Source organism: Segatella copri, from assembly GCF_026015465.1.
Lineage (GTDB): Bacteria > Bacteroidota > Bacteroidia > Bacteroidales > Bacteroidaceae > Prevotella > Prevotella copri_E.
Map to the genome: position 1 here is coordinate 1 of NZ_JAPDUQ010000003.1, position 23,593 is coordinate 23,593.

Genomic DNA, 23,593 nt, shown 5'->3' on the forward strand with positions numbered 1-23,593 from the left:
ATGAAATTGATTGGGAGTGTGATTTGCATACTTTTTTTCGTGAAGAATGTGTAGATGTATATACATCCTTAATGAGTTCGAAAAAATGGATTTTCAAAAATGAAGATTCTGCTATTATTTTGGAAGATGATTGTGTCCCAAGTAAAGGCTTCTTTCAATATTGTGATTATTTTTTAGATATATACAAAGATAATCCTAAAATTTTTGCTATATCTGGTGATAATTATACTACGTATAAACCAAAAAATGATGAAGATCATATAATCTCCAGAAAAGGCAATGTCTATGGTTGGGCTACATGGAAGGATAGATTTGAGTCTGTTGATTTTAATATCGAGCCTAAAGATTTGACATATAAGGCTTTTAAAAAACACTTTAAGGGGTTATATTCTCATTGCTTATCACAATTCTTGTTTTATAAAACTTTGCAAAGTTTTGTGCATAAGACTCATTGCTGGGATTTTGCGTGGGGAATGTCATGTATTGAAACGAATCGTTATTTTGTCATGCCGATTAAACATTTGGTAAAAAATGCAGGTATTGTAGGGGAACATAGTTCTGGCAATACTAAAGATGTAGTTTTTACGATGCCTACAGATTTAGATGCAGATTATGTTTTCACTAATAAGAAAATAATAACAACCCCAAATAATGAGTTTGATAGATTGTTTTTTAATGCTCGATGGCCGATTTGTAAATGTTATGAGCGATATTTTATATATTTAATAAAGAAGTTTTTACGTAGAAATGTATAAAACATCTTTAAAGTCTAATAAATTATGCAATGATTGAAGTTCTTTTGTTAGGTGGAACTGGAGCGATGGGGACATTCTTAGTTGATATTTTAGCAAAAAGTAAAATTAATTGTGTTGTTACTAGCCGTTCAAAAAAAAATAGTTATAATTATGTTACGTATATTTGTGGCAATGCAAAAGATGACACATTTTTATTTCCTCTTCTAGAATCTAGGCATTGGTCTTCGATAATTGATTTTATGTCTTATTCTACTGATGAATTTGCTAATCGCTTTCAGAAGTTGTTGAAATGTACTGATCAATATGTCTATTTATCTTCGTCACGAGTTTATGCCAATAGTGAAACTCCATTAAAAGAAAGTTCACCACGTTTACTTGATTCATGTTCTGATAAGGAATATCTTTCAACAGATGAGTATGCCCTATCTAAAGCAAGACAGGAGAATCTTTTGCTTAGTTGTTGCCTCAAAAACTGGACCATAATACGACCTTATATAACATTTAGTGATGCGAGGCTTCAACTGTCATGTCTTGAGAAAGAATATTGGTTAAAGAGAGTTCTTGATAATAAACCAATAGTTTTCAGCAAAGATTTAGCTAATAAAACTACTACATTTACATATGGAAATGATGTTGCTAAAGGTATTGCAGCAATAATAGGCAAAAAAGAGGCTTTGGGAGAAATCTTTCATATAACAAACAATAAAAGTTATAAATGGGCTGATTTTTTACAAGTCTATACTTCCATACTTGAGCAATACTGTGGGCATAAAGCAAGTATCATCTATGTCGATAAATGGAGTGATTACTATTCCGGGAAATGGCAGATTATATATGATAGGCTTTATAATAGAACTTTTGATAATTCAAAAATTAATAAGTTTATAGATACATCAAATTTTGTTGATCCAAAAATCGCTTTATCTGATTGTTTGCTTAAGTTCCTTGAACAGCCTACTTTCAAAAGTTTATATTGGGAAACAGAGGCAAAACTAGACTCTCTTTCGGGAGATTGGACATCCCTTTCTGTATTTCCTGGGTTAAAGCAGAAAATCAAATATTTTCTTGCTCGTTTGGGAATATATCATTGTTGATATCATTTTGTAGAAAATTGTAGTTTAATTTGATATTTTATGTATACTGATAATTTAAATCAACAGATACTTATTGCATTATTAAAAGAGCATGGTATAAAAAAGATAGTAGCTTCACCAGGAGGTACTAATCCTGCTCTTGTGATAAGTATGCAGAGTGATTCGTTTTTTGAAATGTATTCTTGTGTGGACGAGCGTTCTGCTGCATATATGGCATGCGGTTTAGCAGAAGAAGCAAATGAACCTGTTATGATATGTTGTACAGGCGCGACAGCTTCTAGAAATTATATGTCAGCCTTAACTGAGGCGTTCTATCGCAAGCTTCCTATATTAGTTTTAACTTGTAGTAAACCAAATTTCAATCTTGGACATTTGTATCCACAAGTTACAAATAGAAATGTATATCCTGCAGATATCTTAACAGAAGGTGTTCATCTTCAGGTTATTAAGGATGATAATGATAAGTGGGATTGTGAATTTAAGGTTAATAAAGCTATTCTTGCTTTGACACATCATGGAGGTGGACCATCTCATATAAATATTGAGTGCATTACTCAAGATTGTACGACGCCTACATTACCACTTGTTCATCCTGTTTTTCGCATAAATTATTCTGGTGATTTTCCAAAAATAGCAGAAGGTAGAATTGGTATTTTTATTGGCTCACATAAAAAAATGAATGTAACATTGCAAGGGGCAATTGAACATTTTTGTGAACAATATAATGGAGTTGTATTATGTGATCATACCAGTGGCTATCATGGAAAGTATTCTGTTAAATATTCACTTATAGGCACACAGATACATAAGTCATATAAGGAAAGTGATTTTGATCTTATAATTCATTTGGGCGAAATGTCTGGGGACTATTTGACGTTTGAAAAGATTTATGCTAATAGTGTTTGGAGAGTTAGCGAAGATGGTGAGATTAGAATTCGATTTAGAAAACTGGACTATGTATTTGAAATGCATGAGATAGATTTTTTCAATCACTATATTACCGCCAAGGATATTAATAATGTAAGTTGTTATAATAGAATTAGCAATGTATATAAAGATTTATATTCACGTATTCCAGAACTCCCACTTAGTCATATTTATATAGCACACTTTTTAGCTCCAAAAATGCCTAAAAAATGCACAATACATTTTGCTATATTAAACTCATTGAGATCATGGAATTTCTTTGATTTAGATTCAACTATAAACTGTAATTGTAATGTTGGAGGATTCGGTATTGATGGATGTACTTCTTCATTAATTGGTGCGTCGCTTGTACATCCAGAAAAGTTATATTTCTTATTTATAGGTGATTTGGCATTTTTTTATGATCTGAATGCTTTAGGAAATAGGCATATACGTAATAATGTTCGTATTATGCTTGTTAATGATGGAAAGGGTGCTGAATTTATGCATTTTATGTCTCCCAAATATGCTGTAGATAAATCTTTATTCATGTCTGCTGGAGGTCATTTTGCAAATCAATCAAAAGAATTAGTAAAACATTATGCCCAAGATTTAGGATTTGAATATATGCAAGCAACAAATAAGGATGAGTTTTTGCAGTCTTATAAAAAGTTTATCGACCCAGCGATTTCTTCTAAGCCAATCCTTTTTGAAATAATAATTTCAACAGAAGGGCAGAGTCAGGCATGGGAGAAATTATGTAATCTTGCAGAATTATCAAAGATTGAAGAGGCTGAAGTTAATGTTAAAAAAGGTATCAAATCATTCATTAATGTTTTTAAAAAATGAAAATTGGAATTTTATCGTTTTATAGAGAGATAAATTTTGGGGCAACCTTGCAAGCGCTTTCAACTTATAAGTATCTTGAAAAAGCTGGCCATTTTCCAATATTTATCAATTATTATTCAGACAATACTGCGTTAAATTAATATTTAATCGTCTGCAAATCAATAACTTATATTAAGAAATGCTTATGAAAACTTAACTATAAAAAGTTGGTCAAGTCGCTGATTTTCAGTAACTTTGCAAATCACGACAAACGCAAAATTATATGAATACAGGACTTGACCAATATATGGATATCTTTAAAGATGCAGTTGAAGATTCGGCTGCAAAGTTAACAAAAAGTTTCGAGAAAATACTCATCGAGGTGATAATTTTGTTCATGGTAATACCAAGAAAGATAAATTTCACCCAAATGGGGAGGTATGGCTCGCATGTTGAGCAAACCTATCGCAACGCATTCGGCTTAAAAAAGTCGAAAAGCATTGACTGGCTCAAACTTAATGTCTCACTTGCCAAGCGCTTCTTTGGTAAACAGGGAAGATGGGCTATTGCCATTGATCCCAGTTACATCAGCAAAGCTGGCAAGAAGACTCCACATATCGGTCGTTTTTGGTCGGGATGTGCACAGTCTGTTAAACATGGTCTCGAAATCATGGGTATTGGCCTCATTGATATTGATGCCAAAGACTGCATGATGTTAAAAGCCCACCAGTCGCTAAGTAATAAAGAACTGAGTCTTAGAAACAAGACTATGGTAGATTTCTATATCGGCGTCATTAAGCGTTATCGCAAGGAACTTCTCAAACTCTCAACCCTCATAGTTGCAGATGCTTACTTCTCTACAAGTACATTTGTTAATGGGATAAAGAAAGAAGGGTTCTCTTTGATAAGCCGCTTTCGTGACAATGCTTGTCTCTTTTATGTCTATGCTGGTCCACGTACTGGAAAACGTGGTCGCCCAAAGACCAAGGATGGCAAGATTGATATGAAGAATCTTGACCTCACTCGAATGGAGAAGATGGAGATGGAAGATATAGAAGGAACAGCTTATACTTTGATAGCCTATTCCAAGGCACTCAGGTGTAAAGTTAGACTTGTCATCTGGCAGATGCCGAATGGCAAGAAGAAACTATTCTTCTCTACAGACACCTCACTTTCGGGTGAAGAGGTACTTCTTTATTATAGAACCAGGTTCCGGATTGAATTTTGCTTTCGTGACGCCAAAGGCTATACTGGTCTTATGGACTGCCAGGCTCGCGATAAGTGGAAACTCGATTTTGCTTTCAATGCTTCGTTCACATCACTAAATGTTGCCAAGGTAACTATGAAGGAGATGGGAATGGAATATTCTATGTCTTCATTCAAGTCACTGATGACCAACATTTATCTGGTGAAACGAATTTTTAAAGCAAGCGGGTACACCCCGAACCGAACTTTAATTAGCAAGATTTTCAAAAATCTCTCGTGCTTACAGCGTATAGCTGCTTAGCACATTATTGAATTATTAACGAACTATTGTTCAGAGAAAAAGGATAAAAAATATACTCCTTTGTTTGGTTTGAATCCTCAGACTGCTTGTTTTGCTAGTTTTGTTGATAAGGTTATAAAGAATCAAACTGTAATTTGCCATAATGCAAATGAAATAAATAAACAGGTAAGTGTTTGGGGAATAGAGGCTATTATAGTTGGATCAGATGCGGTGTTGCAGCATCATTTGTTACAAGACCGCATAAAATTTAATCCAAGACGATTGCTTAATATTGTCCCTAAATTGCCAGATACAACTTTTCCTAATCCATTCTGGGGAGTAGGTATAAAAGATAGTATAAAGATGGCTCTTATGTCTGTTTCTTCTCAAAATTCAGAATATACCCATTTTTCGGAGAAGGTAAGATCTAAAATGAATGAAGCATTGAACCGTTTTACTTATTATTCTGTCAGAGATGAATGGACTAAAGATATGTTGAATTATATCACTGATGGTCGCATAAGTAATCAGATTCGTGTTACTCCAGATCCTGTGTTTAATTTTAACAATAATGCAGGGGAGTTAATTCCGACAAAACAGTATGTTGAAGAGAAATTTTCATTGCCAACTAGATATGTTTTAATCAGTTTGTATGATCAATCTCTTTCTTTTGACCAACTTAAGGCTTTAAAAGACGGATTTGCATCAAGAGGAATACATTGTGTTGCTTTGCCGACCCAATTTGGTATTAACTTTGTTCATCCTTTTGAGTTTGAAATTTTGACCCCTCTAAATCCTTTAGATTGGTATGCTTTAATAAAATACTCTAATGGTTATATAGGTAATAATATGCACCCGATAGTTGTTGCATTACATAATGCCGTTCCTTGTTTTAGTATAGATATATGGGGGACAACTAACTTTTGGGGAAAGAAAAAAGATGATGGTTCAAGCAAGGTGTATCATATTATGAATGTTTTTGGTGTATCTAAGAATATTGCAAAGGTTGAAAATAATAAATGTCAGATTATGCCAGAAACTATAATTGATGGAATTCTTAATTTTCCAATAAAGGCAGTTAAAGAAAAAAGTCAGCAGTTGTCTTTGAATTATTATGAAATGATGAACTCTATATTAAAATCGTTATGTGTTCAATGAAATATAAATATAAGGAACTTCTTGGTATCATTTCTTATGGTTTGACCGAAAGATAAGATATTAAGTGAAGTAATGTCAGGATTGACTCTGCTAATGTGGAAGCTAGTGTGTGAGATATTTATTGATAGGTGATTCTACGATGAGGATGGTGAGAAGTACTTTCGCAAGTTTACTTCTTGCCCGGTTGATATGATTGGAACTTTGAAAGATAAAATCCATAAAAATGATAAAGTTTTGAAAAAAATAACCCGACCATAATTTTAGTGGATACTAGTGATTCCAATTATATATTTTATCAATCATAAAGCCTCTTGGGGGGGTAGTAAACGTTTAAATAAATAGATATATACAAATGTTAGGTTTAATTAGAAAAATAAGAATGAAACGGCAGTTAAAATTACATGCTGCTTATATTGATATAGATAAATCGGTTGTCATACAGACAACCTTTCATATGCGCCACGATGTTATGGGTCGCCAGACTCGCCTTACTATCGCTAATATTCGAAATGGACGAAATTTCATTGCTCATAAAAATTGGGATGTTGTAAACTCGAAACCTATCACTATCTGCAATGATGCTTGGATAGGTATGAATTGTATCATTCTGAAAGGTGTAACCATTGGTGAAGGTGCTATTGTGGGAGCGGGAAGTGTAGTTACAAAAGATGTGCCTGCATAGATCGTTGTGGCAGACAATCTTGCTAAAGTAACAAAACCATTAACAAAATGAAATTATTAGTAGTAGGTTCCAAGGGCTTTATAGGAAGCCATTGTGTAGATCTCTTCTCTCTAAGGAGAATGAAGTTTGGAAATGTGATGTGGTAATTGAATATGACAATCCGCATTATTTTCCTATTGACGCTCATTAGTTCCCATTTTTTTATTGGACACTAATGAATTGCTGATAAGAAAATAAACTGGGCTAACGTTGATGATAGACTTAACGAAATGAAAATTTCTTCGGAGGCCTTTTAAAATAAAATTGCAATGAAAGTACTATATGACCATCAGGCATTTACGTTTCAACGATTTGGGGGCGTATCAAAATGCTTTTGTGAATTGATTAGTAATATGCCAGCAGATATTTCTACGGAAATAGCTGTGAAGGAAAGTGAAAACGTACATCTTATAGAATCACATCTTTGTCCATTAATTAAAATGCCAAAGTTGAATCTTTCCAAATGGAAGAAGATGTTTCCTTTTAAGGGTTCTGGTACTATTTATCGAATCCTTATGAGACTAGGCTTAATTTTAACCTCAGAGACTGTCAATAAGCATTATGCAATTCAAAAACTTAAAGAACTGGATTTTGATGTATTTCATCCAACATTTTTCGATTCTTATTTTTTGAATTATATTGGAAATAAACCTTGGGTGATAACTGTGCATGACATGATGCCGGAATTGTTTCCAGATTATTTTAATCAGAATGACGAGCAAATTCAGTTTAAGAGGAAGTCTCTGAGTAAAGCATCTGCTATCGTTGCTGTATCCGAGCAGACTAAAAAAGATATAGTTCGCTTGCTTAATATACCTGCAGAAAAAATTACGGTGATTTACCATGGTGGTCCAGAAAGAGAGTCGGTAAATAATCCGTCAATAGTAGAGTCTCCTTATATATTATATGTTGGTACAAGAAATGCTTATAAAAATTTTCCTCAAACTTTGAAGGATTTTGCTGCTTTTCATAATAAACATACTGAAGTAAAAATGGTTTGCACAGGAGGAGGGTTTACTGCAGATGAGCGCAAGATGATAGAAGAATTGAAAGTAAAGGATGCTGTTCTTCATATCCCTGCCAGTGGAATTGAAATGAAAATCCTTTATGCTCATGCATTAGCGTTTGTTTATCCATCTCTTTATGAAGGTTTTGGCATGCCTATATTGGAGGCATTTGCTTATGGTTGTCCTGTATTATTGAATAATAAAAGCTGCTTTCCTGAAATTGCTTCTGATGCAGGCATATATTTTGAATCTGAACCAGGTAAATCAAACTTGCCAGAAGTGTTAGACAAGATTTATTTATTATCAATTGAAGAAAGAAATATAATTATAGAGCGAGGATTTGTTAGATTAAGAGATTTTTCTTGGGAAAAGTCTGCAGAAAAACTGGCTAGCGTTTATCGTAATATAAACAAAACCTGTTGGCGGAATTAGTTTAGCGCATATTTAACCCTGCCAATCGGTCTATTGTTTACATAATTTATATATTGCAAGACTGTGAATGCGCTAATTTTCCCGATGATTCGGGTAAACAGTCCTGGTGTTTGCTTTGCGTAATTTCTGAAGAGCATGAAGTGATCACAAAGTTGAGAGAAATTGGTCTCGATTCTCTTTCTCGCCTTTGCATAAGGCTTGAATGTTGGTCTCCAATTCTTCATATTCAGACGATATGGAACTTCCAACTTAATGCCTACAGAAGAAAACAGGTCTTGCTGTAGTTCTGCACTGAGGTAAGCACGATCACCTAGGATGCAACAGTCATGAAATTGAAACTTAACATCTTTAAGAAAATGAATGTCATGAACATTAGCTGGACTCAAATCATACGAGTGGATAACTCCACTTAACCCACAGACTGCGTGGAGTTTAAATCCATAATAGTATATCTTCTGAGTGGCACAATAGCCAAATGCTGGAGAGTTTGTCACGTCTGTTCCTTTCATCTTGCAACGCAATCCTCTGGACAAACGGCATACCTCTATCGGTTTGGAATCAATGCAGAAATATTCTTCTGCGCCATCCATCTTTGATGCAATGCGCTTACGAATCGTCTCGCATAATTCCGCTGTGAATTTTCGGCGGTCATTAAATTGACGTCGAGAAATCAGGTTTGGCATTTCAGTCTTATACTCCTTCAGTCTGTCGAACAAGTTGTTTTCACTGTCGATACTTAGATGCTCAGCAGTTAAGCTCAAAGCAACAACTTCGAGGTCTGAAAAACGTGGGACGACTCCTGGGCGAGGAATATTTCCTAGCTCATTAACTAAATTTATGGAGAAATTCTTGCATATCTCAAGAATTTTTACGAAATTTGCATACAAGTTGTGCATAGCGTGAAAGATTATAACTTTATGTTTTGACACCACAAAGTTACTAAAAATCAGCGAGATGCACAACTTTTTCTCCATAAAAGATACTAATTTTTAGGCGAATTTTAATTCCGCCAATGAGTAAACAAAGATTAATCGTATTTATGATTATGTTTTTCTTTTGATAAATGTGTTTGGTGCAGGTTCTGTTGTTGCAAAGGATATTCCCGCAAATTGTATTGCTGCAGGAAATCCATGCAAGGTGATTAAAAGGATGGAATAACTAACGTTTCACAAGTGAAAAATTAGATAATACAATGATACAACCAAAAATTACAGTAGTGACGGTATGCTACAATATCGCCAATTTTATAGAGAAACTCTTAGTAGATGGTTTGTATCTTACCTCAAAAGGTTATGAGTTTATAGGAGATTTAGTCTCACAAACGATAAAAAATTAGGTTATTAAAAACTAAGTACATATGACTTCTGAAGAATTTATGGGTTTTGTTTACTACCCACATGTAGGACTATATTTTATAGTGTTGTTTGTTGTTATTTGTTTGTATTGCTTTGCTCTAAAAAAAAGAATACATTCTATAATAGATCCGAGCTTGGTTGCTACTCTTAATTTGGCATTTGCTGCTGCAGTGCCAATATTTTTATACTATGCTGGCTTTTGTCCTGATAAACATATTATTTATTTTGCAACTAGCCAAATGATTCTAGTTGGTGTTTTTCTTTTAGTGACAAGAAATATAAATTATAACCAACTCTTAATGAATACTGTTAATCATGAATATGATAAAAATCGTTTTTTCTTTAATATTTGTTTGGTTATTTATCTATTTACGACCCTATATTCATGGTTGATAAATGGCATTCCGATTTTTAATGAAAATAGATTTGAAATAAATACTGATAATAGTAGTGGAATCTTGGGACTCCTTGGACGCTTTTCTAATGCCTGTCGATTGTTTTGTACACTCTACATCTTTTATTTGTATTTTCATGGCAGAAAAAAATATTCTTCAATTTTAATGCTCTTACTTATTGCTATAAGCATGATGTCTGGTTCAAAAGGATTTATTTTCAGTTTTGTTCAAGCTTATTTCTTTTATTCTGTTTTTTATGCAGGAAAAATGCCTAAAGTAAAGAAAAAGTATATCTTGCCAATAGCAGCAATGCCTCTTTGTGTAATACTATTGGCTGGTTATGCAAATGGCGGATTAAGTTCCGTGTTGTATTTTGGTTATAGACTCTTGGCTAATGGAGATACTTATTGGAATGCCTATCCATACTCGGTTATTGATAATATAAAAGTAGGTATGCCATTCTTAAATATAACATCAATATTTTGGGGACCTTTTCGCCACATCTTTGGATTTGATGTAGACAAGTCTCTTTTCGAAACGGTTGGTGCCTTATTGTTTGAATATAATTATCGTGTTTATCCTGATGGTGGTGCGCCAAACAGTCAGTTGTCTGTCGTTTCTTATGCATTCTATAGGTGGGGCGGATTATTGATGACAGCAATAATGGCTCTTATAGGAAGTAGATTATATTGTATGGGGTATAAACGAGCTCCACAAAATATATATGTATGTTGTAAAAGGGCTTTGTTGGTAATGATGGGACTTGCGGTATTTGGTGACATTTACTTGTTCTTCAACGGTTTGTTTAATTATTTACTATTTGTAGGTTTATATAAAAGCTCAAATGTTTTATATCCTTTAATTTATTCAGAAAAAAATAATGGTAAAAGTTTCAATTGTAACAGTGGTCTTTAATGACCAAGAGAATATCCTCAAAACAATAAAGTCAGTAACAAATCAAAGCTTCAAAGATAGAGAATATTTGGTAATTGATGGAGGTAGTACTGATAATACAAAGGAAATTATCAATCAAAATATTTCATCCATAGATAAATATATTTCGGAAAAGGATAAAGGAATCTATGATGCAATGAATAAAGCTATTGATATGGCTGAGGGTGAATGGATAATTTTTATGAATTCTGGAGATGTCTTTGTTGATGATCATGTTTTAGAAAAAGTATTTAGTTACCCTATAGGGGAAAAAATAAGTTTTATTTATTCCGATTATTATGTAGGCAAATCGTTAGTTCCTGCATCTTTCGATGAAGGTATGTTGTTGCATCAAGCTATCATATACAAGAAGGAAATGCATAATACTTATGGATATTATCAGGTAACCAAGCCGTATATTATATCTGATTTTATGTTTTTCATGCGCTTTAAGCCAGAAGAAGTAATGAAGATAAATGTACCTATTGCCCAAAATGACCAAGCAGGAGTTTCAAGTGGAAGTTGGTGTTTATATCAACGTTTATGTTGCGATTATATTTATCATAAGATTTCATTGAAAATTCTGGTTATAAAAATTCTATATTGGAGTTTGAAATTTTTGTTCAAAAAATAATATGAAGATATTATGTGTGCTAGTCTTGTATCATTGCAAATTGCAAGAGTCAAGAACGTATAAGACGTTAGGAGCAAATAATGAGCATTTGTTGGTTTTTGATAATTCAGAAAATCCTCAGGATATAACTAATATTGCTCCAGAAGCAATTTACATTCATAATGAATCTAATATCGGATTAAGTGCTTGTTATAATCAGGCAGCAAAGTATGCAAAAAAACATGAATATGAATGGTTGTTGTTTTTGGATCAAGATACAGATTTTGATGAGGTTTCTATTTCTGATTACCTAAAGGCTATTGAAAGAAATCCATCATGTAAAATGTTTGCTCCAATGGTGAAGTGCGGAGTATATACCATGTCTCCGATGAAATATAAACATCATTTTGCCCTTTTTAGCCAAAAACATTATGAGGGTATCACGAGCCTTCATCAATTAAGTGTCATTAATAGTGGCATGTGTGTGTCCCTTGCTGCGTTAGAAAAGTGTGGGGGGTATAACGAACGGGTATTCTTGGATTATAGTGATCATGAATTCTTGAGACGATTCAAAAAATATTATAATAAAGTTTTCGTTTTGTCCCAAACTGTTTATCAAGATTACTCAGCTAAGTCTGATCCTATTGATGTAGCATTGAAGAGGCTTAAGCTATTCTGTGAGAGTATACATGGTTGTGAAAAGAATACTCTAAAAGAAAAAATCGAGTTTTCTATACCTATATTGAAAAGAACTTTATTCTTGGTGTTGAAAAATCGTTCACTTTTACCTTTTGCTATTGCTTATAAATATTATTTTAGAAAATGAGTAGAGTTGTATTAATAGATATTGATGGTACTTTATTTAATTCAAATTCAACATTTGATTTTTTAGATTCGCTGCCTCATGGTAAATGGTATGGATTCTATAGAAAAGTTGGAGCCTCAATATTTGGACGTATCGTTAATAAATTGGCTATAATACTTTTTTCTAAGGATATTATTAGAATGATAGGTATTAACTGTCTAAAGGGATATTCACAAAAAAAGTTGTTGACTTTGGGCGAGGAATTTTATGATAATTTCTTGTTGCAACGTAAAAATAGTGAAGTGTTTAATATGTTGGATGAAGAGAAGAAAAATGACAGCAAAATAATCCTTGCTTCTGCTACCTTGGATTTCTTATCTGAAATAATAAAGAAAAGAGTTATGGCTGATTATGCAATTGCTACAGAGTTAAAATATAAAAATGGATGCTGTGTAGGGAAAATTTTAAAAGACCGTCTAGGTCGTAAGATGGACGCTTTAGTTGAAACTGGTATTTCTTTTCCTGTAGATATGACTATAACAGATAATGTTACAGATGCCAGATTATTGTTAGATAGTCTTTCACGGGTAATTGTCATATATCCAAGAGAGGCAAACAAATGGGCTAGAATTATTAAAAAATATAATTTTAAGGACGCAAAGCTACTACACTATGAATAATAAGTTTATATTTTTATGCCCAGGAGCTTACACCATCAGAAAAAGAATGGTCTCTAAAAATAAAAGATTAGGACTATTTTGTTATCATATAGTACCTGTTGCATTTCTTTACATGCTATCTCATGTTTACTCTATATGTTCATTGGTAGAGTTTGTTATGCTTGTTGTTGCATTTTATGCTCAATATGAAATAGGATATATTTATAATGATACTGAGACTATTAAGAAAGAAAAAAATCCATCTAAGAGACTTGATAGTATAGAAATGTACTTTTATAATAAGAATAAGTGTCAAATCTATATAGTACATTTCTTAACTTTTATATGTGTTTTGAGTGGACTTTCTTGGATGTCTGATGAAAGAGAGTTCTTATTGTTTTCTGCCATTTCAATGATAGTGGAACTTGTTATTTTCTACGTATATAATAATGTGAGGGGTCGAATATCTCTGCTTGTTTTTTTCTTCTTGGAACTTTTCAAATATATTCCTTTTCTGAATTTATTTGATACAGAAAGTGCAATGCAGATATTAATCGTTACTGCAATAATATATGCAATCCCTAATACAATAGAAAGACTATCTTTTAAAAGATATGGAATTTTATTTATGCAACGACTATTACCATCAGAAAAGTCTTATTTGAAGTTCCGTATAGCATTTTATCTTGTAGTCTGTTTATGTATGGCCATGTTTAAACAGTTCTTAATTTATATCCCATTATTTCTTTTTTTGTTAGTATTTAGGGGCATGGCTTTTCTTAAAGCAAAGAGGGAAAAGTAAATTAATAAGAATTTAAAAAAATTGATGATATGAATATTTTAGTAACAGGCGCTAATGGTCAGCTAGGCCATGAGATGCAAAAATGCGCCAAGAACAGTAAGCACAAATTTGTCTTCACCGATGTGGCAGAAGGCTATGAGAAGTTGGATATCACCAATATCGACGCTATCCGTGCAAAGGTAAAGGAGGATGATATCCGTGTTATCGTTAACTGTGCAGCCTATACCAATGTGGATAAAGCTGAGAGTGACTATGAATTAGCTAATCTGCTCAATAATACTGCTGCAGGAAATTTGGCCCAAGCTATGAAGGAGGTGGGTGGCACCTTGGTTCATGTGAGCACTGACTATGTGTTTCAAGGTGATAGGAACATTCCTTGCCGTGAAGATTGGGAGACGAACCCTCTGGGAGTATATGGTAAGACCAAGTTGGCTGGAGAACAGAGCATCATAGCCACTGGGTGCAATTATATCATTATTCGTACGGCGTGGCTTTATTCTCAGTGGGGGAAGAATTTTGTAAAGACCATGCAGAATCTTACTGCCACTCATGATACGCTGAAGGTTGTCTTTGACCAAGTGGGTACACCTACCTATGCAGGTGACTTGGCTGCCGTCATCACACATATTATAGAGACGGGTCAATTAGACAAGACTGGCATCTATCACTTCTCTAACGAGGGTATTTGTTCATGGTTCGATTTTGCCAAAATTATCTGTGAACTTAGTGGTAATACATGCGATATTCTGCCTTGCTATAGTGAGGAATTCCCAAGCCCTGTGAAAAGACCTCACTTCTCGGTTTTGGATAAAACAAAATTGAAGCAAGTTTTTGATTGGAAAGTTCCTTATTGGACTGACTCTTTGAAGAAATGTATTGCTGAACTTGAAAACGCAAAATAGGAAAGTGTATGAATGGAAAGCGTTCTTTATCAGTTTTTAAAGGCGTTTCTATTTATGCAATTGTTTTAGCGTATATCTGCAGTAGAAAATCTCTTTGATTTACCTCCAATTATTGGAAATAATATTCTGTTGCTATTCGTTTATGCTCTTTTTGGAGTAGGATTCCCATTAGTTTTTATGTGGGGATTTAGAGAAGGTAAAACAATAATTCAAAAATATTTTTAAATGAACATAATAAAGACAAATATAGAGGGCGTGCTTATTATTGAACCACGCCTCTTCCGTGATGCTCGTGGTTACTTTTTTGAGAGTTTTAGCGAGCGAGAGTTTAAAGAGAAGGTTGAACCTTTAGTTGGTTATCATGTAGAGTTCTGCCAGGACAACGAGAGCATGAGCTCGTATGGTGTGATGAGAGGCTTGCATTTCCAGAGACCTCCGTTTACTCAGAGTAAGTTGGTGAGATGCGTGAAGGGTAGAGTGCTGGATGTTGCCGTGGATATTCGTAAAGGTTCTCCTACATACGGTAAGCATGTGGCGGTGGAACTGACGGAGGATAATCATCGTCAGTTCTTTATTCCTAAGGGCTTTGCTCATGGTTTTGCTGTATTATCAGAAACTGCGGTATTCCAGTATAAGTGTGATAACTTCTATCACCCTGAGGCTGATGGGGGTATCTCTATCTTGGATGAATCTCTCGGGATTGATTGGTGCATTCCTACAGAACATGCTAATCTTTCGGAAAAGGATACGAAACATCCTTTATTAAAAGATTTTGATTCACCATTTACTTTATAATTTTTCCTATGATAATAACTGCATCAATCGTGACATATAAGACTGATCACGATGAATTAAAGAAGTGCATAGACTCTATGCGCAAGAATGGTATTGCCCCAATTTATATCAGTGACAATTCGCCTAGTGATGAACTTAGAGATTTCTGCTCTCAGTTGGATGGGGTGGAGTATATCTTCAACAATGCCAATATGGGATATGGTCCTGGGCATAATGTGGCTATAAAGAAAGCGCAGGAGATTCATGCCGACTATCATCTGGTTATTAATTCTGATGTATATTTTGAAGAAGGTGTCATCTCGAAGATTACAGAGTATATGGAAGCAAACAAGGATGTGGCTCAGCTTCAACCGATGCTTCGCTATCCTGATGGTCGCCTACAGTTGACCACTCGTTTGTTGCCAACTCCTTTCGACCTTATCTTCCGCAGATTTATGCCAAAGAAGATGGGAGAGAAAATGAACTATCGCTATACCTTGGAGTTTTGGAATCACAAAAATCCTGCAAACATACCATATCATCAGGGAAGTTTCATGTTCTTCCGCTTGTCTGCATTTGATAAGGTGGGATTGTTTGATGAGCGATACTTCATGTATCCTGAGGACATTGATATTACCCGTAGAATGCATAAGTATTATCGTACAATGTATTGGCCAATGGTGTCGGTGGTGCATGCTCATAGAGCTGCATCTTATAAGAGTAAGAAAATGCTGAAGATTCACATGGAGAATATGGTGAAGTACTTCAATAAATGGGGCTGGTTCTTTGACAAGGAACGTTCTGAATGGAACAAGAAACTGTTGAAAGAACTGGGATATAAGAAATAAAATAGAATTTCTGAAATGAACTATATTATCACTGGCGGTACTGGCTTTATCGGTACCCATCTTACAAATTTAATAAAGGAGCGTTATCCTAACGCCCAAGTATATAACCTCGACATCGTTAAGCCTGGTACTCCTAATCCGGTAGTGAAGGACTACAAGCCAGCTTTACGTGATGGCCAGAAGTTGCAGTCAACTTTTATTGAATATGATATCCGCAAGCCTATCGAGAACTTGCCATTTACTCCTACTGAGGACGATGTGATCTTCAACTTTGCTGCAGTTCATCGTACTCCTGGTCATGAAGATCATGAGTATTTCGAGACGAATATCCTTGGTGCTGAGAATGTGGTGGCGTTTGCTGAGAAGTGGAATATCAAGAAGATAGTGTTTACTTCAAGTATTGCACCATACGGAGCTGCTGAGGAGTTGAAGAAGGAGACTACTTTGCCAACTCCTAATACTGCATACGGTATCTCTAAGTTGGTTGCTGAGAAGATTCATGAGAAGTGGCAGAATGGTGATGCTGCTCATCGCCAGCTCACTATCGTTCGCCCCGGTGTGGTATTCGGAAAGGGAGAGAATGGTAACTTCACCAGATTGTATTGGGCAATCCGTGGTCATAAGTTTGCTTACCCAGGCAGAAAGGATACCATTAAGGCTTGTATCTATGTAAAGGAATTGGTTCGCTTCATGCTTTATCGTCTGGAGCATCATGAGCATGGTGTTGAGTTGTATAACTGTTGCTTCGAGCCTGCTTATACTATTCAGCATATTGTTGAGGCTATGAAGAAGGTAACAGGATTAACTCAGTTTGTACCTGATATTCCTAACTGGGTTATCATGCCTATGGCAAGAGCTGCCATGCTTCTTGGCTCACCAATGGGTATCTGTCCTGCGAGAGTAAAGAAACTCCAGATTTCTACTAATATCTGTGGTGAGAAGTTGAAGAACTGCGGTTATCAGTTTAAGTGGAGCTTCGAGGAAGCTCTTGCTGACTGGTACGAGGATAATGACAGGAAGGGTTTAAAATAATAATCAATAAACATGAAAGGAATCGTATTAGCAGGTGGTAGCGGTACACGGTTGTATCCTATCACAAAAGGAATCAGCAAACAGCTGATTCCTATCTTTGATAAACCGATGATATATTATCCTATCTCGGTATTGATGTTGGCAGGTATCCGTGAGATACTGATTATTTCAACACCATTCGACTTGCCTGGTTTCAAGCGACTCTTAGGCGATGGTAGTCAACTGGGTGTGAAATTTGAGTATGCTGAGCAGCCTTCACCAGATGGTTTGGCACAGGCTTTCATAATCGGTGAGAAGTTCATCGGTAATGATTCTGCTTGCCTTGTTTTGGGAGATAACATCTTCTATGGTGCTGGTTTGAACCAGATGTTGCATCAGGCAGTAGTAGATGCAGAGCAGAATAACAAGGCTACTGTATTTGGTTATCGAGTAAGCGATCCTGAACGATATGGCGTGGCAGAGTTTGATGAGCAAGGCAATTGCCTGAGTATCGAAGAGAAGCCTCAGCATCCAAAGAGCAATTATGCTGTGGTGGGCTTGTACTTCTATCCTAATAAGGTGGTGGAAGTAGCTAAGCATATCAAACCATCTGCTCGTGGTGAGTTGGAAATCACAACGGTGAACCAGGAGTTCCTGAAGGATAAGCAGCTGAAGGTACAGACCATGGCAAGAGGATTCGCCTGGCTTGATACCGGAACCCATGATTCCCTTTCTGAGGCTTCAACCTTTATCGAAGTTTTGGAGAAGCGCCAGGGCTTGAAGGTTGCTTGCTTGGAAGGTATTGCATACCGCCAGGGTTGGATAGATAGTGATACGTTGCGTGAGAATGCTCAGCCAATGTTGAAGAATGACTATGGCAAATATCTCCTTTCCATTCTCGATGAGAATGAAACTTCTTTGATAAAGAATCTTGAATATTAAACTTTTTCAAATCCCTCCGTCTCCCTTTCCAAAGGGAGCTCCACTTTCTCCCCAAGCCCCTCTTCCTCAGGAAGCGGGGATGTAACCGCACACTTTTGGCGTGCTCGGAACCGCTACGCTCTAAAGTTAGCGGACCGTCAGAGGTCTCGCCAGTTTTTGCGGGATGGGACCGCAAGGTTGAGGGATTCCTAAAAAATAAATTAGTAAGTATGCATAATATATTAATCACAGGCGGTGCTGGTTTCATCGGCTCACACGTAGTAAGACTTTTCGTGAACAAATATCCTGAGTATCACATCATCAACCTCGACAAGTTGACATACGCAGGCAACCTGGCTAACCTCAAGGACATCGAGGACAAGCCTAACTATACTTTCGTTAAGGGTGATATCTGTGATTTCGACCTGATGTTGAAGCTGATGCAGGACTACAAGGTGGATGGCATCATCCATCTCGCTGCCGAGAGCCACGTAGATAGAAGTATCAAGGATCCATTCACTTTCGCTCATACCAACGTGATGGGTACCCTGTCTCTGCTCCAGGCGGCAAAGATTTACTGGGAGAGTCTTCCTGAGGGATATGAGGGCAAGCGCTTCTACCACATCTCTACCGATGAGGTGTATGGTGCCTTGCAGATGACTCATCCTGAGGGCATTCCTGCTCCTTTCACTACCAAGGCATCCAGCGATAAGAACCACGAGGCTTACGGCGAGGAGTTCTTCGTAGAGACTACCAAGTACAATCCTCACTCTCCATACTCTGCATCCAAGGCAAGCTCAGACCACTTCGTCCGTGCTTTCCACGATACATACGGTATGCCAACCATCGTGACCAACTGCTCTAACAACTACGGTCCATACCAGTTCCCAGAGAAGTTGATTCCGCTGTTCATCAACAACATCCGTCATCGCAAGCCATTGCCAGTATATGGTAAGGGTGAGAATGTGCGCGACTGGTTGTATGTAGTGGATCATGCCCGTGCCATCGATATGATTTTCCACAAGGGCAAGATTGCCGAGACTTACAACATCGGCGGTTTTAACGAGTGGAAGAACATCGATATCATCAAGGTGGTAATCAAGACTGTTGATAGATTGCTCGGTCGCCCTGAGGGTGCTGACTTGGATTTGATTACTTATGTAACAGACAGAAAGGGTCACGATATGCGTTACGCCATCGATTCTCGCAAGCTCCAGAAGGAATTGGGTTGGGAGCCATCTCTCCAGTTTGAGGAGGGTATCGAGGAGACCGTAAAATGGTATCTCGATAACCAGGAATGGATGGATCATGTTACTTCTGGGGAGTATCAGAAGTATTATGAGAATATGTATTGTTGATGCCCCACCTGTCTTCAATAGTCTTTACTACCCCTTCGGTTCCCCTTGTAGGGGACAGAAACCCTAGAGGGAGGGTCCTTACCCTATACCCAAGCCCTAAATCCCTACCATAGGGATTAGGGATGTAACCGCCCTCCGGTGCTCAGAACCGCTTCGCTCTAAGGTTGGCGGACCAAAGCGGTCTTCGCCAGGTTGTGCGGGATGGGACCGCCTGGTTATTGAAGCTATAAATTATGCTAAAAAGAGAGGTATTTATATTGGAAAATGAAAAAATAATATTATATTTGCACCGATTATGGATAAAAATGAGATTTCACTAAGGATAATTGGCAAGAATGGGGATGAGCCTCTTTCTCCTGCCAATTTTGACATCGGGCAGATACGATTCTTGCTCGATGAGGTGGAAAATTTGCTTTATCCTGACAAGAAAAAGCGCAAGGATCGCCCTGTGATTTCATACGAAATGAAGGAGGGTTCTGTGATTAATATTTTTAGAACTTCATTGCAGAATGTATTGATGTTCTCTTCTATGCTTGGGGCGGTTGAGCAGAATAGTGGTTCTATTGATAAACTGGAGGTAAATAGTGCCCAAGCGTTGGAAAATTTGCAAGCGTTTGCTTTGCGTCATAATTATGACATTGAGATTGGTACATCTGATAAGCCAAGACGTGTGTTCAAGATTTCTCCTCTTACTCACTATGTTCGCCGTGAAAATGTCATGGTGGATGTGGAATGCTATTATTATGGAATCTTGACGGATGCTGGTGGCAAGGATAAGGCTAATATTCACCTTGATACCAAAAATGCAGGTACTTTGACAATTCGTACGGATAAAGAGTATTTGGCAGATTACAAGGGGAATCCTTTGTATAAGAAATTTGGTGTAAGAGTACGTGCCAAGAAGAATATTCTAACAGGAGATATTGATAAGTCAACGCTTACTTTGATTGAGTTGTTGGATTATCAACCTCGCTATGACGAGGACTATCTAAAGAGTCTTATCACCAAGGCGACTCCAAAGTGGAAGGGTGTTAATGCTGACGAATGGTTGGCTAATATAAGGGGAGATATTGCTTGATGGAACAGAATTGTGTACTTTTGGATACCAGTTTCTTCATTCGCCTTTTGAATGAAGCTGACCCTTTGCATGATAATGCTTTGGATTATTTCAGGTACTTCTTGGAGCATGACTTTGTTGTCAAGGTCAGTACCATTGCTATTGCTGAGTATTGTGTGAGGGGTGACGTAGATGAGTTACCTCTTAAGAATATGTTGGTGATACCATTCAACTATGACCATGCTATCAGGGCTGGCAAGATGATTGGTGAGGTTTATGCTGAAAAGCAAAGGCGTGGAGCTAAAATCACTCCTCGTACAGTAGTACCTAATGATACTAAAATGTTTGCACAAGCAGATGTTGAGCCTGATGTAAATTTTTATGGTACTGCTGATGTCGAGTGTAAGAAGGTATATGATATGATTAAGGCTGCTGAAGGTTCATTATCCTTCCGCTTTATTGATATTACAATTCCTTATCATCAATTCTTTGGGGAACTGAAGTTTGAGGATTGATGGATTCTTCGGATAGTCTTGTAGGGTAAGTGTCGGTGAAAGCCGTATCGTGCGCCTAGATAAAGTTTTGTACCTTTGTACCGTTATTTTAAATTTTCAAATTATGGTACAAGGCAAGAAACATTTAAACTGCAAGCCAAAGTTCGCCGAGGTTGTAATCGGTGACAATGAGGCGAAGAAGATGTGTGAGTCTTGATTCAATGATTACTCTTTACTTGGAATGGTTATGGACATTTTATGAACTTTCAGATTTTTGGCAATTAGAAAAAAGATTACGTGACACTGATAAGTTCCCGCTTTATAAAATGAGTAACTAAAGATTCTGAGGTAAAGTTGAAGGTGAAAACATATATGAATAGTACATCTCCATATTTTGCTTTTTTACGATATTGTCTGGGGAAAAAGAGGAATATGAGTAGAGTGATTGCTGGTATGAACTGGCAGGCGCTATATTCTTTTGCCTCTAAGCAGGCTTTGCTTGGGCTTTGTTTTGATGGTATCGAAAGGCTGGGAGAAGAGTATCCAGAAGAGCTGAGGCTGAATCCGATAGGGAGGGAACTGCTGATGACTTGGATGGGGAAGGCGCAACAGATTCGCAGACAGAATATGAAAGTGAATGTGGTTGCAAGCAAGCTCTATTCCATGCTTAGAGAAGATGGACTGAGGTGCTGCATTCTAAAAGGTCAAGGGAATGCCTTGATGTATTCAAATGCGTATTCCCGAAATCCGGGAGATATTGATGTATGGGTGAATGCAAGCCGTGAACAGATAACGGAATATGCCAAGACGCATTTTGAAATTGGCAATGATATAAGATTCCAACATTTGGAGACTTCTATGGATGGAGTGCCTGTAGAATTGCATTTTTTTCCTTGTACCATGAACAATCCGATTTATCATGTTAGATTGCAGAAATGGTTTAAGCGGAATGCGGATTTGCAATGCTCAAATGTTGTTAGCCTACCAGATGGTATTGGAGAAATTGCTATACCAACGACGGCATTCAATGTGATTTATCAGCTGACGCATCTTTATCATCATTTCTTTGATGAGGGGATTGGAATGAGGCAAATCATTGACTATTTCCTTGTAGTCAATGATTTCTCAAAAAATGTATTTTTGGATACTGATTTTTCGAATCACCCCGTCCCTCTTTCCAAAGAGGGCTCCACCTCTCACCCCGACCCTCTCACCCTCAGGGGAGAGGGAGGAAACCGCCCTACTCGGTGCTCGGAACCGCTACGCTCTAAGGATGGCGGACCATCAAAGGTCTCGCCAGATTGTGCGGGATGGGACCGCCGGGGTGTTAGTGGGGATATAGCTTCTGATGCTTCTGTCAGTTCTGCTTTCACTACAGATTCTTCTGCCTCTACTGCTTTGGATGTGGTGCAGAGAGAACTGAAGTATTTGGGATTGTGGAAGTTTGCAGGTGCTGTGATGTTTGTGCTGCATGAAGTGCTTGGATTGGCTGAGGATAAGATGATAGCTCCGATGGATGAAAAGCGTGGAAAGTTGCTGCTTTCTGAGATTTTGAATGGTGGCAACTTCGGAAAGCATTTCACCAAGTATGGGCATTTCACACAACAAGGAATGGCAAAGAAATATTTCCTGAAGATATGGAGGAATATGCACTTCGTGAGATATTATCCTGCTGAGGCTCTATGTGAGCCTATCTTTAGGACATGGCATTTCTTCTGGAGGATGAAGAATAAGGAATAATAGATTATCTCGGGCTTCTCCCCTCAATGAAGAAGAGATAACCGCTTATTTTAAGTCCCACAGATTTCACGGATTATCAAAGATTTCTTTTGATTTTCTTGGTGGTTTCGAGGAAAAAGCGTATTTTTGCGGCAGATTGCAATTAAAGAATTTTAAAGGAGAACTATTATGGATACATTGGATAAAGAATTTTGGGAAAAGCGTGAAGCTGCAATGAAAAGATTTATGGCAGCAAAAGAACGTAAAAAGGCTCGTGTAGCTGAAATTACTAAGAGTCTTTGTGAGGAATATAAGGAACGAACGGGGGTATATCCTAAATATATAAATGTTTGGTAATGAAACCGCTTTCTTTGGATATAATTAATGCTTCCGCTCCTTATGAGGTTTATTGGCATGAAAAGTCTCGAACTTATCGCTTTAAAAGTGATTTTGGTGTGCTACTTGCTATTGGCTTTGATGATGATGACATAATTGAAAATGCAGAATCATATGTCTTTTCTATCATCAATGTAAACAAAATACCTTCTCCATGAGACTTG

Annotated in this window: 24 protein-coding genes and 2 pseudogenes; 25 read left to right on the forward strand and 1 reads right to left on the reverse strand. The window is 36.7% G+C overall.

Annotation, left to right across the window (positions count from 1 at the left end; all coding sequences use genetic code 11):
• From ONT08_RS11165 to ONT08_RS11200, 8 genes and pseudogenes are all read left to right on the forward strand, one after another.
• On the forward strand, positions 1-755 hold a 755-nt coding region (locus ONT08_RS11165), incomplete at its 5' end, for a hypothetical protein (protein WP_264959949.1).
• A 29-nt stretch (positions 756-784) separates the two neighbouring features.
• Entirely contained in the window at positions 785-1,849 is a 1,065-nt protein-coding gene (locus ONT08_RS11170) for an NAD-dependent epimerase/dehydratase family protein (protein ID WP_264959950.1), read from the forward strand.
• A 39-nt stretch (positions 1,850-1,888) separates the two neighbouring features.
• On the forward strand, positions 1,889-3,604 hold the full coding sequence (locus ONT08_RS11175; RefSeq protein ID WP_264959951.1) for a thiamine pyrophosphate-binding protein: 1,716 nt from the start codon (positions 1,889-1,891) through the stop codon (positions 3,602-3,604).
• A complete protein-coding gene (locus ONT08_RS11180; RefSeq protein ID WP_264959952.1) occupies positions 3,601-3,744 on the forward strand; it encodes a hypothetical protein in 144 nt (47 codons plus the stop codon). Before ONT08_RS11175 ends, ONT08_RS11180 begins: the two co-directional genes overlap by 4 nt.
• Positions 3,745-3,866: 122 nt before the next feature.
• On the forward strand, positions 3,867-5,090 hold the full coding sequence (locus ONT08_RS11185; RefSeq protein ID WP_264959370.1) for a transposase: 1,224 nt from the start codon (positions 3,867-3,869) through the stop codon (positions 5,088-5,090).
• Positions 5,091-5,150: 60 nt separating this feature from the next.
• Positions 5,151-6,227, forward strand: a complete 1,077-nt coding sequence (locus ONT08_RS11190) for a polysaccharide pyruvyl transferase family protein (protein ID WP_264959953.1) — start codon at positions 5,151-5,153, stop codon at positions 6,225-6,227.
• A gap of 553 nt (positions 6,228-6,780) precedes the next feature.
• A pseudogene (locus tag ONT08_RS16525) lies at positions 6,781-6,909 on the forward strand (DapH/DapD/GlmU-related protein); the annotation flags it as partial.
• Between the two features lie 308 nt (positions 6,910-7,217).
• Positions 7,218-8,387: a glycosyltransferase family 4 protein gene (locus ONT08_RS11200; RefSeq protein WP_264959954.1), complete on the forward strand. Its 1,170-nt coding sequence runs from the start codon at positions 7,218-7,220 to the stop codon at positions 8,385-8,387.
• Here the strand turns inward: ONT08_RS11200 and ONT08_RS11205 are convergent.
• Complete coding sequence (locus tag ONT08_RS11205) at positions 8,384-9,361, reverse strand: IS982 family transposase (RefSeq protein WP_118201933.1); 978 nt, start codon at positions 9,359-9,361, stop codon at positions 8,384-8,386. The two genes, ONT08_RS11200 and ONT08_RS11205, sit on opposite strands and share 4 nt — an antisense overlap.
• Before the next feature lie 88 nt (positions 9,362-9,449).
• Here ONT08_RS11205 and ONT08_RS11210 point away from each other — a divergent pair.
• The 17 genes and pseudogenes from ONT08_RS11210 to ONT08_RS11290 form a co-directional block, all read left to right on the forward strand.
• Positions 9,450-9,545: pseudogene (locus tag ONT08_RS11210) on the forward strand (sugar O-acetyltransferase); the annotation flags it as partial.
• Between the two features lie 199 nt (positions 9,546-9,744).
• Positions 9,745-11,052: a hypothetical protein gene (locus ONT08_RS11215; protein ID WP_264959955.1), complete on the forward strand. Its 1,308-nt coding sequence runs from the start codon at positions 9,745-9,747 to the stop codon at positions 11,050-11,052.
• On the forward strand, positions 11,018-11,704 hold the full coding sequence (locus ONT08_RS11220) for a glycosyltransferase family 2 protein (protein WP_264959956.1): 687 nt from the start codon (positions 11,018-11,020) through the stop codon (positions 11,702-11,704). Before ONT08_RS11215 ends, ONT08_RS11220 begins: the two co-directional genes overlap by 35 nt.
• A gap of 1 nt (position 11,705) precedes the next feature.
• Positions 11,706-12,509, forward strand: a complete 804-nt coding sequence (locus ONT08_RS11225) for a glycosyltransferase (RefSeq protein ID WP_264959957.1) — start codon at positions 11,706-11,708, stop codon at positions 12,507-12,509.
• A complete protein-coding gene (locus tag ONT08_RS11230; protein ID WP_264959958.1) occupies positions 12,506-13,168 on the forward strand; it encodes a haloacid dehalogenase-like hydrolase in 663 nt (220 codons plus the stop codon). The genes ONT08_RS11225 and ONT08_RS11230 overlap by 4 nt, the downstream gene beginning before the upstream one ends.
• Positions 13,161-13,949: a hypothetical protein gene (locus ONT08_RS11235; RefSeq protein WP_264959959.1), complete on the forward strand. Its 789-nt coding sequence runs from the start codon at positions 13,161-13,163 to the stop codon at positions 13,947-13,949. The genes ONT08_RS11230 and ONT08_RS11235 overlap by 8 nt, the downstream gene beginning before the upstream one ends.
• Before the next feature lie 29 nt (positions 13,950-13,978).
• Positions 13,979-14,851, forward strand: a complete 873-nt coding sequence (rfbD, locus tag ONT08_RS11240; protein ID WP_264959960.1) for a dTDP-4-dehydrorhamnose reductase — start codon at positions 13,979-13,981, stop codon at positions 14,849-14,851.
• Positions 14,852-15,076: 225 nt separating this feature from the next.
• Positions 15,077-15,646 carry a dTDP-4-dehydrorhamnose 3,5-epimerase gene (gene rfbC, locus ONT08_RS11245; protein WP_264959961.1) on the forward strand — a complete coding sequence of 190 codons (570 nt, stop codon included), beginning with the start codon at positions 15,077-15,079 and terminating at the stop codon, positions 15,644-15,646.
• 11 nt (positions 15,647-15,657) lie between these two features.
• On the forward strand, positions 15,658-16,473 hold the full coding sequence (locus tag ONT08_RS11250; protein ID WP_264960166.1) for a glycosyltransferase family 2 protein: 816 nt from the start codon (positions 15,658-15,660) through the stop codon (positions 16,471-16,473).
• Positions 16,474-16,488: 15 nt separating this feature from the next.
• The gene (locus tag ONT08_RS11255) at positions 16,489-17,505 is read left to right on the forward strand and encodes an NAD-dependent epimerase/dehydratase family protein (RefSeq protein WP_264959962.1); all 1,017 of its coding nucleotides are present in this window, start codon (positions 16,489-16,491) and stop codon (positions 17,503-17,505) included.
• Positions 17,506-17,517: 12 nt separating this feature from the next.
• A complete protein-coding gene (rfbA, locus tag ONT08_RS11260) occupies positions 17,518-18,426 on the forward strand; it encodes a glucose-1-phosphate thymidylyltransferase RfbA (RefSeq protein WP_264959963.1) in 909 nt (302 codons plus the stop codon).
• A gap of 209 nt (positions 18,427-18,635) precedes the next feature.
• Positions 18,636-19,763, forward strand: a complete 1,128-nt coding sequence (locus ONT08_RS11265) for a dTDP-glucose 4,6-dehydratase (RefSeq protein ID WP_264959964.1) — start codon at positions 18,636-18,638, stop codon at positions 19,761-19,763.
• Between the two features lie 295 nt (positions 19,764-20,058).
• The gene (locus tag ONT08_RS11270; protein ID WP_118200733.1) at positions 20,059-20,841 is read left to right on the forward strand and encodes a hypothetical protein; all 783 of its coding nucleotides are present in this window, start codon (positions 20,059-20,061) and stop codon (positions 20,839-20,841) included.
• Positions 20,841-21,335, forward strand: coding sequence for a hypothetical protein (locus tag ONT08_RS11275; RefSeq protein WP_264959965.1), 495 nt, complete (start codon positions 20,841-20,843; stop codon positions 21,333-21,335). The genes ONT08_RS11270 and ONT08_RS11275 overlap by 1 nt, the downstream gene beginning before the upstream one ends.
• Before the next feature lie 411 nt (positions 21,336-21,746).
• On the forward strand, positions 21,747-23,054 hold the full coding sequence (locus ONT08_RS11280; protein WP_264959966.1) for a nucleotidyltransferase family protein: 1,308 nt from the start codon (positions 21,747-21,749) through the stop codon (positions 23,052-23,054).
• Between the two features lie 168 nt (positions 23,055-23,222).
• The gene (locus ONT08_RS11285; protein WP_167529954.1) at positions 23,223-23,390 is read left to right on the forward strand and encodes a hypothetical protein; all 168 of its coding nucleotides are present in this window, start codon (positions 23,223-23,225) and stop codon (positions 23,388-23,390) included.
• A complete protein-coding gene (locus ONT08_RS11290) occupies positions 23,390-23,587 on the forward strand; it encodes a hypothetical protein (protein ID WP_264959967.1) in 198 nt (65 codons plus the stop codon). Before ONT08_RS11285 ends, ONT08_RS11290 begins: the two co-directional genes overlap by 1 nt.
• The last annotated feature ends 6 nt before the right edge of the window (positions 23,588-23,593 follow it).

What these genes read in the sequence shown, in the direction of transcription:
- ONT08_RS11170 (WP_264959950.1), top strand. Translation starts at nt 785, where the DNA reads ATGATTGAAGTTCTTTTGTTAGGTGGAACTGGAGCGATGGGGACATTC.
- ONT08_RS11175 (WP_264959951.1), top strand. Translation starts at nt 1,889, where the DNA reads ATGTATACTGATAATTTAAATCAACAGATACTTATTGCATTATTAAAA.
- ONT08_RS11180 (WP_264959952.1), top strand. Translation starts at nt 3,601, where the DNA reads ATGAAAATTGGAATTTTATCGTTTTATAGAGAGATAAATTTTGGGGCA.
- ONT08_RS11185 (WP_264959370.1), top strand. Translation starts at nt 3,867, where the DNA reads ATGAATACAGGACTTGACCAATATATGGATATCTTTAAAGATGCAGTT.
- ONT08_RS11200 (WP_264959954.1), top strand. Translation starts at nt 7,218, where the DNA reads ATGAAAGTACTATATGACCATCAGGCATTTACGTTTCAACGATTTGGG.
- ONT08_RS11205 (WP_118201933.1), bottom strand. Translation starts at nt 9,361, where the DNA reads ATGGAGAAAAAGTTGTGCATCTCGCTGATTTTTAGTAACTTTGTGGTG.
- ONT08_RS11215 (WP_264959955.1), top strand. Translation starts at nt 9,745, where the DNA reads ATGACTTCTGAAGAATTTATGGGTTTTGTTTACTACCCACATGTAGGA.
- ONT08_RS11220 (WP_264959956.1), top strand. Translation starts at nt 11,018, where the DNA reads ATGGTAAAAGTTTCAATTGTAACAGTGGTCTTTAATGACCAAGAGAAT.
- ONT08_RS11225 (WP_264959957.1), top strand. Translation starts at nt 11,706, where the DNA reads ATGAAGATATTATGTGTGCTAGTCTTGTATCATTGCAAATTGCAAGAG.
- ONT08_RS11230 (WP_264959958.1), top strand. Translation starts at nt 12,506, where the DNA reads ATGAGTAGAGTTGTATTAATAGATATTGATGGTACTTTATTTAATTCA.
- ONT08_RS11235 (WP_264959959.1), top strand. Translation starts at nt 13,161, where the DNA reads ATGAATAATAAGTTTATATTTTTATGCCCAGGAGCTTACACCATCAGA.
- rfbD (WP_264959960.1), top strand. Translation starts at nt 13,979, where the DNA reads ATGAATATTTTAGTAACAGGCGCTAATGGTCAGCTAGGCCATGAGATG.
- rfbC (WP_264959961.1), top strand. Translation starts at nt 15,077, where the DNA reads ATGAACATAATAAAGACAAATATAGAGGGCGTGCTTATTATTGAACCA.
- ONT08_RS11255 (WP_264959962.1), top strand. Translation starts at nt 16,489, where the DNA reads ATGAACTATATTATCACTGGCGGTACTGGCTTTATCGGTACCCATCTT.
- rfbA (WP_264959963.1), top strand. Translation starts at nt 17,518, where the DNA reads ATGAAAGGAATCGTATTAGCAGGTGGTAGCGGTACACGGTTGTATCCT.
- ONT08_RS11265 (WP_264959964.1), top strand. Translation starts at nt 18,636, where the DNA reads ATGCATAATATATTAATCACAGGCGGTGCTGGTTTCATCGGCTCACAC.
- ONT08_RS11270 (WP_118200733.1), top strand. Translation starts at nt 20,059, where the DNA reads ATGGATAAAAATGAGATTTCACTAAGGATAATTGGCAAGAATGGGGAT.
- ONT08_RS11275 (WP_264959965.1), top strand. Translation starts at nt 20,841, where the DNA reads ATGGAACAGAATTGTGTACTTTTGGATACCAGTTTCTTCATTCGCCTT.
- ONT08_RS11280 (WP_264959966.1), top strand. Translation starts at nt 21,747, where the DNA reads ATGAGTAGAGTGATTGCTGGTATGAACTGGCAGGCGCTATATTCTTTT.
- ONT08_RS11285 (WP_167529954.1), top strand. Translation starts at nt 23,223, where the DNA reads ATGGATACATTGGATAAAGAATTTTGGGAAAAGCGTGAAGCTGCAATG.
- ONT08_RS11290 (WP_264959967.1), top strand. Translation starts at nt 23,390, where the DNA reads ATGAAACCGCTTTCTTTGGATATAATTAATGCTTCCGCTCCTTATGAG.